This window comes from Methylobacterium sp. J-030, assembly GCF_022829545.1.
GTDB lineage: Bacteria > Pseudomonadota > Alphaproteobacteria > Rhizobiales > Beijerinckiaceae > Methylobacterium.
The window spans coordinates 1-8095 of sequence record NZ_JAKSYM010000029.1; the positions used below are offsets into that span (position 1 = coordinate 1).

Annotated in this window: 6 protein-coding genes and 1 pseudogene; 2 read left to right on the top strand and 5 right to left on the bottom strand. The window is 65.6% G+C overall.

What is annotated here, in order from left to right; all coding sequences use genetic code 11:
• Window positions 1-123: 123 nt before the first annotated feature.
• On the bottom strand, window positions 124-390 hold the full coding sequence (locus MKK75_RS00560; RefSeq protein WP_244040694.1) for a helix-turn-helix domain-containing protein: 267 nt from the start codon (window positions 388-390) through the stop codon (window positions 124-126).
• Window positions 391-487: 97 nt separating this feature from the next.
• Here MKK75_RS00560 and MKK75_RS00565 point away from each other — a divergent pair, with 97 nt between their 5' ends.
• Together MKK75_RS00565 and MKK75_RS00570 are read left to right on the top strand one after the other, a co-directional pair.
• Complete coding sequence (locus MKK75_RS00565) at window positions 488-1075, top strand: DUF805 domain-containing protein (protein ID WP_244040695.1); 588 nt, start codon at window positions 488-490, stop codon at window positions 1073-1075.
• Window positions 1072-1521: a superinfection immunity protein gene (locus MKK75_RS00570; RefSeq protein WP_244040696.1), complete on the top strand. Its 450-nt coding sequence runs from the start codon at window positions 1072-1074 to the stop codon at window positions 1519-1521. The genes MKK75_RS00565 and MKK75_RS00570 overlap by 4 nt, the downstream gene beginning before the upstream one ends.
• A 64-nt stretch (window positions 1522-1585) precedes the next feature.
• On the opposite strand, the gene MKK75_RS00575 is transcribed toward MKK75_RS00570, so the two are convergent.
• The 4 genes and pseudogenes from MKK75_RS00575 to MKK75_RS00590 form a co-directional block, all read right to left on the bottom strand.
• On the bottom strand, window positions 1586-3643 hold the full coding sequence (locus tag MKK75_RS00575) for an AAA family ATPase (protein ID WP_244040697.1): 2058 nt from the start codon (window positions 3641-3643) through the stop codon (window positions 1586-1588).
• Window positions 3640-4170 carry a hypothetical protein gene (locus MKK75_RS00580; protein WP_244040698.1) on the bottom strand — a complete coding sequence of 177 codons (531 nt, stop codon included), beginning with the start codon at window positions 4168-4170 and terminating at the stop codon, window positions 3640-3642. Before MKK75_RS00580 ends, MKK75_RS00575 begins: the two co-directional genes overlap by 4 nt.
• Window positions 4170-5489: an SIR2 family protein gene (locus MKK75_RS00585; RefSeq protein ID WP_244040699.1), complete on the bottom strand. Its 1320-nt coding sequence runs from the start codon at window positions 5487-5489 to the stop codon at window positions 4170-4172. Before MKK75_RS00585 ends, MKK75_RS00580 begins: the two co-directional genes overlap by 1 nt.
• Before the next feature lie 395 nt (window positions 5490-5884).
• Window positions 5885-8085: pseudogene (locus MKK75_RS00590) on the bottom strand (ATP-dependent RecD-like DNA helicase).
• Window positions 8086-8095: the final 10 nt, after the last annotated feature.

An 8095-nucleotide genomic window follows, 5' to 3' on the forward strand; every position in this document is an offset into this window, starting at 1 on the left:
GATGCGCGCCGATCTCGCCCCGAACACGCGCGACGCCGTCACGGGCGGCTGGGACTTACTGGTGCAGGTCGCTCCGCACCTCGAGATCGGGTCGTGAGGAGCGGGGCCACGTCGAGCTACCGGTCAGTCTGCCCGTGGCCGTCGGCCGGCGCGCCACGGCTGCGGTCGCGCCGACCCCGCCGGCGGGGCGAGCAGCAGGTCGGCCACCGGCACCGCAAGGGCCTGAGCGATCGCATCCAGGGTGGTGATGGTCACATTCTCCGATCCGCGCTCGACGCGGCCGACGTAGGCCCGATCGATGCCGGCGGCGAGCGCCCGCCGCTCCTGCGACAGCCCGCGTTCGACGCGCAGCCGCCGCAGGTTCCAACCGATGATCGCGCGCGCGTCCATGGCGGGAGCAAGCCCGATCAGCGGCTTGACAATCGACGGACTGACAGTCCCCGATCACGATAGGCTCGACCCAGCCGGGTTATGGAGGATGAGGAGCATGCACGCCTACCTCGACGCGATGCGTCGCTACGCTACCGCCCAGGGGCGCGCCTCTCGCGCCGACTACTGGCGAGCCCACCTCGTGTTCGGGCCGCTCATCCTCGTGGCCTTCTTCGGCCTGGGCGTCCCCTTCGTCGATGGGCCACGCTCGATCTGGCCGGCGCTGCTGTTCGTGCTGATCGTCGGCTCGCACGCGGCGCCCTGGACGGCGCTGACGGTGCGGCGCCTGCACGACATGGATCTCAGCGGCAGGTGGGCGCTGCTCGGCCTCGGTGCGTTCATCCCCGTCGTGCCGCTCGGCGTGATCGTGCTGCTGCTCCGGTGCCTGCGGGACGGCCAGCCCGGCCCCAACCGGTTCGGGCCAGACCCGCTCGATCGCGCGCCAGCCTCAGCCCCGTCACCCACCGAAGTGCCGCCCGTCGCCTCGACCCCTATGCCGACGGCCGCCTCGCCGCCCGCAGCCCCGCGCCGCGACGTGGTAGCCGAGCTTGAGCGGCTGGCGCAGCTGCGCACGGCCGGCACCCTGTCGGAGGCCGAGTTCGTGGTGCTGAAGGCGCAGATCCTGAACGGGGGGCGGCAGCGATGAGAGCGGACGATGCCGAGTTCATCACCGTGCTGTTCGGCGGCATCGCGCTCGGGTGGTTCGTGTTGCTGCTGCCGACGATCACCGCGTTTCGCAACCGCCACCCGCACCGTTGGGCGATCCTGTCGGCGAACCTGTTCCTGGGTGGCACCGGCATCGGCTGGGCCGGGGCGTTGGCCTGGGCGAAGAGCTCGGCGGACTACTCGGTTGACGGCGCGGGCAAACGCGCTTCGGGCTTGAAGATCTTCGTCGACGATGTGCGCTCATTTCGGCTCGGCAACCAGCCGCCGACACGGTTGGGGGCCCCGGAGGATGCGGCACGCGACGTTCGCCTGTTACCGAGCGAGGCGGTGGCGGAGATCGAGCGGTTGGGCTGCCTACGCGCGGACGGTCATCTGAGCGAGGCCGAGTTTGTAGCGTTGAAGGCGGACGTGCTGGACCGCTTGTGACCAGTTTGCCGAGGTCGCATACGCGCCATAAGCGGAAGTTGGCTCGGCGCCTGGAAGCGGACCTTTAGCTGACGGCCGAAGTCATCCAAGTCCCGCCCAACACGTCCACGGGCACAGGTTCAATGTCGCCGGCCTTCAAGATCACCGCGGCGCCTCCCGCGGCCAAGTCGAGATCGATGCGGCGCCCAGGTTCTTCGATGGTACCCACGAGCCGCCTGCACATGAGTTCCGCCAAAGAGGCATCCTCTACCGCGCAGACGATCTGACGACCGGTCTGTCGCATGGCAGTAAGCACTTCGACCAAGTGGAGCGCACGAAAGTCGTCGATGTGCTGAACAGGGTCATCCAGGACGAGCGTTTTCCATTGGCACCAGGGCCGGGATAGGTGGACGGACAGCAGGAATGCCAGACCTGCCGCACGTCGCTGCCCGCTGCTGAATACGAACTGCGGGTTCAAGTTATCCCCAATCTTCAGGCTTAAGAGGCGTCTGACGTCCCCCCTGATGCTATACTCAATGTCTCGCCATTCGCGGTGCGGCCTTAGTCGCTGGTAAAGTTCGTTGAGCAGGGGCGAGATCGTAGCGAGGCGCTCGTCGACGATTTCTGCGTTTGTTCGCTTAACCGAGCGGTCAAGGCTTTTCGCTGCTGTGACGGCGGCCTGTGCCCGTGTGAGGTGCCCCGCCGCCTCATCCGCGTCCTCTCGGAGAAGACCAACCTTTCGTTCCAGCTCAGCAACCCGTCCGATCGCCTGCGAGGCCTCGACTGTCAGGATCGCGCGTTCAAGGTCGACGAGGCGGCTGCGTTCCTCCCTTGCGTAGGCATCGAGACGTTCGGGCTCGAAATCCATTGGATCCAGCTTAAGGCGCCGCAGTTCGGCCATTAATGTCGCCTCGCGACTTCCTAGCTCCTCGCGCGGTCCGATCAATTCGGCGAGTGATGACCGGGCGGCTTCCACCGCCCGTCTGGCTGACGCCAGCGCGCCACGTGCCTCGGAAGCGGCGTTCCTGGCGGCGGCCAGCCCCGAACAGAGTTCCGCGAGACGCGCCCGAGCTTTGCCGAGTCCCTCTTCGAATTCGGGCGTGGTCCTTATAGCGTCACATAGGGGACAACACCCGTCGTGCAGCCCGATCTTAGCTCCATGATCAATTAGGCTCGCGAGCGACGCCGCTAGTTCGTCGGCTGCCTGTTCGGTAGCCACCCGTACCTCGGCAGCCGCCACGATTGCGGCAGCAGACTTGGCGTTGGCCGTCGAGGTCCATACATCTCGTTCAAGCCGGTCGACGTCGTCTTGAAACGCAGCTGCACGGAAGCGCGCTGCCGACTCGTGTACCCTCTGCACTTCCTCAGCAAGGCGGGCGAGCATGCCCAGCCGGACATGCCTGTCTGAAAGGTTGGCACGTATTGCGGAGATGCCGGTTGCGATGCCGTCGGTAGACGCTGGATCCACGCCTAGCACGGACAGCGCCTCCGTCACGTCACCGGCGTTCGCAACCGCGCCTCGCGTCTCCGCAAGTTCGGTCAGGGCATCGCTCAGGCGAAGACGGCGGTCCTCATAGTCTCGCTCCGCCTTAACGCGAACGGTCTCGGCGGCCGCGACCGTATCTTGGGCCTTTCGAACGAATTCGGGGCCTTCGACCGCGCCCAAGGCGGCGCGCACGAGGTTGAAGCGGTCTGTTTCCGTCAGGTCTAAGCTTGTCGCCGCGATCCACTCGTCGCGTATGATCGATGTTCGACACAATTGGCGGAGCGCCTGATCCGGCTTGAGGGCATCAAAGCACAGCAGGCGCTCAATCGCTTCTGGTACCATGTTCGCCCCGTCGCCGCGCGTCCTCGTGACCGACGAGATCCGACCGTCGTCGTCACGAAAGCCAACAGTTACGAAGTGAGCCTTGGGGGTCCCTTCACCGCGCCACCAGTAGTAATCTGCGATACTCTCCCTCGCTGCTTTTTCAACCTGATACTTGTTGATCTCCCCCGTAATCGCAAATTCGACTGCGTCGCAAAGAGTACTTTTGCCCACACCGTTGCGCCCGACGATAACCGTGAAGCTTACCCCGAAGTCGACCCGGATCTTCTCGCGAAAACCGCGGAAGCCGCACAATTCGACGTAAGCCAACCTCATTGCGCACCTGCCAGAATGCGAGCTACAGAATACTCGTCCTCGCCGCCGAGAAACGCCGACACAGCCTCGGCGGGTATGTCTGTCAGGCGGGCTCGCAGCCGCTCGAAATAGTCGCTGCGCCCAATCTGTGGCGAAGTCCTTAGCGGGGTAAGGGGCATCAATGCCCGCCGTAAGTCAGTCGGTGTCCCGACCCCGGACCTAGCGATCTTGCGTGTAAGACTGAAGTCCTCCTCGATCCGCTCGATGACGCCCGCCAGCTCGCCTGCCTGACCGGCGGTCAGGAAGACCGTGTAGACGTTCCAGGCCTTCGCCCCCGCGGTCCTTAACGCTGCTTGGTGGCGCGCGAGCGTGACGCGCTGCACGTTCTCCCAGGCGTCCACAAGCCGCCCTGCATCGGGGAATACGTGCAGGAAGCCGAGGACTGTCTCATTCTCGAAGCCGACGGTCGGGACCGGCGAGGAGCTCGACACCCATGTCCTGTACCCCTCCTGACGGAGGAGGATCTCGGCCTGCATCTCGACATCCATCAGATGGCAAGCTCCTCTCGTGCTGTCTGCAAGTCCATCCAGTGCGCCGTTGGCGCCGGCCTGACAATGCTGCCTGGAGTGCCTGCGCGGACGACGCTGTCGGGCAAGCCCAAATCAACTGCGCCGGCGCAAATCACGATGTCAGACGCAGTTAGGGGCGCTTCACCAAAGCTGCCCCTTACCCTCGCGAGGATCCGCCCTCCACCATTGACAACGCGGACCGTGCGTCCGTTGTAATCGTAGCCGGTCGCGGTCGCGATGGCGCCTGCAGCGCGCAAGAGGAGGTGCGTCAGGCCGAGCACTTCTGCTGCCATCGGCTCCCGCGATCTCGCTGGGGAGGTGGGCGGCACGCCCTCGGCATCACGTCGCAGGGTATAGAGTTCCTCGCTCGACAGCGGCGGCAGATGCAGGATTCCGGCGTCGCACTCGACTCCACTTTCCTCCTCGAAGGCGGGCCGGCCAGCTTGTAGGACTTTGCGAAGGTATGCCTCCGAGAATGACCGCCGAAGCTCGTCGAGGGCCTCAGCCCCGGAGCCCATCACGTGTCGAAAGGCGACGTTTTCGGCATTGGCTAACTCCCACAAGCCTGGTGCCTTAGCCTGCAACTCGTCGGGGGTGGAGGGATCCACAACTGTGACGGTCTGGGGCGCTACACCCCTCATCACCTCCGCCAGCAGTTCATTCAGGTAGCCCCAGTCCGACCAGAACCCGACGACGAGGAAGTCTTTCTCGCGTAAGTTGGCCGCCATCCATCGCTTTGAACGCTCGAGGCGGGCGGCGATGTTGGGATCGCCGGTCAGCTGAGACTTCGCCCAAACTGTCGCCCTCCTGTCCGCGAATGCGCAACCATGGAACTTCAGGAGCGGTGCGTGCAACCGTGCTCGGACAGCTGCTTGGTCCCCGTCGAGTGAGGGCAGGAAGTCGGCGCCGTAATCCTGGGCCCGACGTTCGATCAGGTTGTCATAATTGCTTGAGAGTGCCCCGGCCGCTGCCCCTGTCAGCAGGAAGTCCGCCACTGCAGCGTGTCCGGCGTTGGGAGGCCGGGTGAACAGATCCCAGGGGACGAGAGCATCGATGAAGACTGTCTTGAGGGTGCCTGCGCGTGCGAAGAGTTCGGCTAGAGCCTCCAGGTCGTTGCGCAGATTCGGATCGCAGGTTGGGTCGATCTCCGATTGGTACCGGTCAAAGCAGGTGGAGGCCACGCGCCAAGCGGAAGGAAGTGAGCTTGGCGCCGCCATGGAAAGGCCAGCCCCGCAAACGATGACAAGACGTCCCGCCAGCATCGAGGCCAGCAGTCGAGTTCGCGTTTCGACGTCCACCTTGGCTCCCTAGCGCCACCCGCAACTCTCGTAGCAGCAAAAATTCGTAGCTCGGGTCGGTCCCCTCCGCCAAGGTGACACATTGAGGAGCGATGGTCTGCTCGTAAGCGGACCCATCTAATTTCTGCTAGGGGTCAGATTCGGGCGGTCACCTCGCCCGGGCCACGGCGGCGGAAATTTGAGATCAGGTCGGTGACAGCCTACGGCTGCTCCTGCTACACCAGATGGCCGGCACCCTCCACGAAATGGCAGCCGTGAAAATGTGCGCAGGCCCGCATGCTCCAGCGCGCCGGGGGCCTGAAACGGACCTCAGTCGCTGCGATGGCAGCGTCGAGCGGCTGCGCGTCGATCATTCACAGGGCCTTTGATTGCGTTTCCGGTCGCAACCGCCGTTATCAAGGCCGGGTCGTTGCCCTGAGCCATTCGTGAAGTTTGGTCCAGCGCGGCCGCATGTTGCCGCCGCGGACCGCGATGCCCACCGCCTTGCGCTGTGCGAGCAGCACGACGAGGCGCGTGCCGCGGGTCACACCCGTGTACAGGAGGTTCCTCGCCAGCATGGTCCAATGCAGCATGGCGAGCGGGATCACCACCGCCGGGTACTCCGAGCCCTGCGATTTGTGGATGGTCGTGGCGTAGGCCGGTACCAGCGTGTCGAGTTCGCCGTAAGGGTAGATCACCTCCCGCCCCTCGAAATCGACAATCACCGCCCCCTCGTCCTCATCGATGCGCGCCACCGTGCCGAGATCACCGTTGAACACCTCCCGGTCGTAGTCGTTTTGGCTCTCCATCACCCGGTCCCCGGGCGAGAAGCGCCAGCCGAACCGCTCCACCGAGACGGAGGGGTTCGGGTTCAGCACCGCCTGAAGCTCATGGTTGAGGTTGCGCGCGCCGAGCATCCCGCGTTACATCGGGGTGAGCACCTGAATGTCCCGGACCGGGTCGAGGCCGAAGCGGGCCGGGATGCGCCTGGTCACCACCTCGATCAGCGTCGCCACCGCCGGCTCGAGCTCGTCGATCTCGATCAGGTGGAAGTCACTGTCCGCGCCCCATGCGGCCGGTTCGGGCATTTTGCCGGCATTGATCCGGTGCGCGTTCATGACAATCCGGCTCTCGGCCGCCTGCCGAAACACCTCAGTAAGCCGCGCCACCGGGATAGCTCCCGAGGCGATGACGTCCGCCAAGACCTGCCCAGGCCCAACGGAGGGTAGCTGGTCGACGTCTCCGACGAGGAGCAGCGCAGCGTGCTCCGGAATCGCCTTGGTCAGGGCGTTCATCAGTGGCACATCGACCATCGAGGTCTCATCGATCACCAGCAGGTCGCAGGCGAGCGGGTTGTCCTCGTTGCGCGCGAACCCACCGTGCTTCGGGTCGATCTCCAGCAGGCGGTGGATCGTCTTGGCCTCCAGCCGGTCTGCTCATTCATGCGCTTGGCTGCCCGGCCGGTCGGGGCGGCGAGCAGCACCTGCACGCCCTTTGCCCGCAGGATGCGCAGGATCGTGTCGAGCGTCGAGGTCTTGCCCACGCCCGGACCGCCGGTGATCACCGCGAGCTTGGCGCCGAGCACGAGCCGCACTGCTTCCCCTTGTGAGGGCGAGAGCGTCTTCCCGGTCTTCTCTTGGACCCAGGGCAGCGCGCGGGCGAGGTCGATCTCGGGCCAGGGCGGCGTGCCCTTCGTTCGGCGGAGCAACCGCTCAGCGATCATTCGCTCGGCGGCGTGCAGCCCGGCCAGGAAGATGCACGCCTTATCGCCGAAGATGTCCTGCACAACCTCCCCGGTCTCCAGCACGTCGAGCAGCGCCGAGCGGATCAGCGTCGCCTCAACGCCGAGCAGCTCGCCCGCGAACTTGATCAACTCCGCCACAGGCAGGGCACAGTGACCGCCGTCGGTTGCGGTCTGAAGGGCAAACGAGATGCCCGCGCGCAGCCGCTGCGGCGCCTTCGGGGTCAGCCCGAGTTTCATCGCGATGGCGTCGGCGGTCTTGAAGCCGATGCCGCGGATGTCCTTCGCCAGCCGATACGGATCCTCGGTCATGACCGAGATGGCCTCGTGACCGTAGGTCTTGAAGATCCGCACCGCCCGCGCCGTTCCGACGCCGTGAGCGTGCAGGAACAGCATGATCTCGCGCACGGCCTTCTGCTCGGCCCAGCCGGCGATGATGCGGGCGGCGCGCTTCGGGCCGATGCCGGCGACCTCGGGCAGCCGCTGCGGCTCAGCCTCGATGATCTCGAAGGTGCCTTCCCCAAAGGCCGCGACGATGCGCTTGGCCATGGCGGGACCGATGCCGCGCATGTGGCCCGACGCGAGGTACTTCTCGATGCCCTCGACCCCGGTGGGCGGCGTGACCTTGAGGGTATCGGCTTTGAACTGCACGCCGTGCTGGCGGTCCGTGTGCCAGATGCCGGTGGCGGTGATCCACTCGCCGGCCGCGATGGCGGGGGCATGGCCGATCACCGGCACGAGGTCGCGCTTGCCCCGCGCCTGGACCTTCAGGACGCAGAAGCCGGTCTCGGGGCTGTGAAAGGTGACGCGCTCGATGGTACCGGCCAGCGCCTCGATCTCTGGACCGGCCGAGCCGGGGAATGCGCGCGCAGCCACGGCGGCTATG

Coding starts and splice junctions, on each gene's coding strand:
- MKK75_RS00560 (WP_244040694.1), bottom strand. CDS start 390: ATGGACGCGCGCGCGATCATCGGTTGGAACCTGCGGCGGCTGCGCGTC.
- MKK75_RS00565 (WP_244040695.1), top strand. CDS start 488: ATGCACGCCTACCTCGACGCGATGCGTCGCTACGCTACCGCCCAGGGG.
- MKK75_RS00570 (WP_244040696.1), top strand. CDS start 1,072: ATGAGAGCGGACGATGCCGAGTTCATCACCGTGCTGTTCGGCGGCATC.
- MKK75_RS00575 (WP_244040697.1), bottom strand. CDS start 3,643: ATGAGGTTGGCTTACGTCGAATTGTGCGGCTTCCGCGGTTTTCGCGAG.
- MKK75_RS00580 (WP_244040698.1), bottom strand. CDS start 4,170: ATGGATGTCGAGATGCAGGCCGAGATCCTCCTCCGTCAGGAGGGGTAC.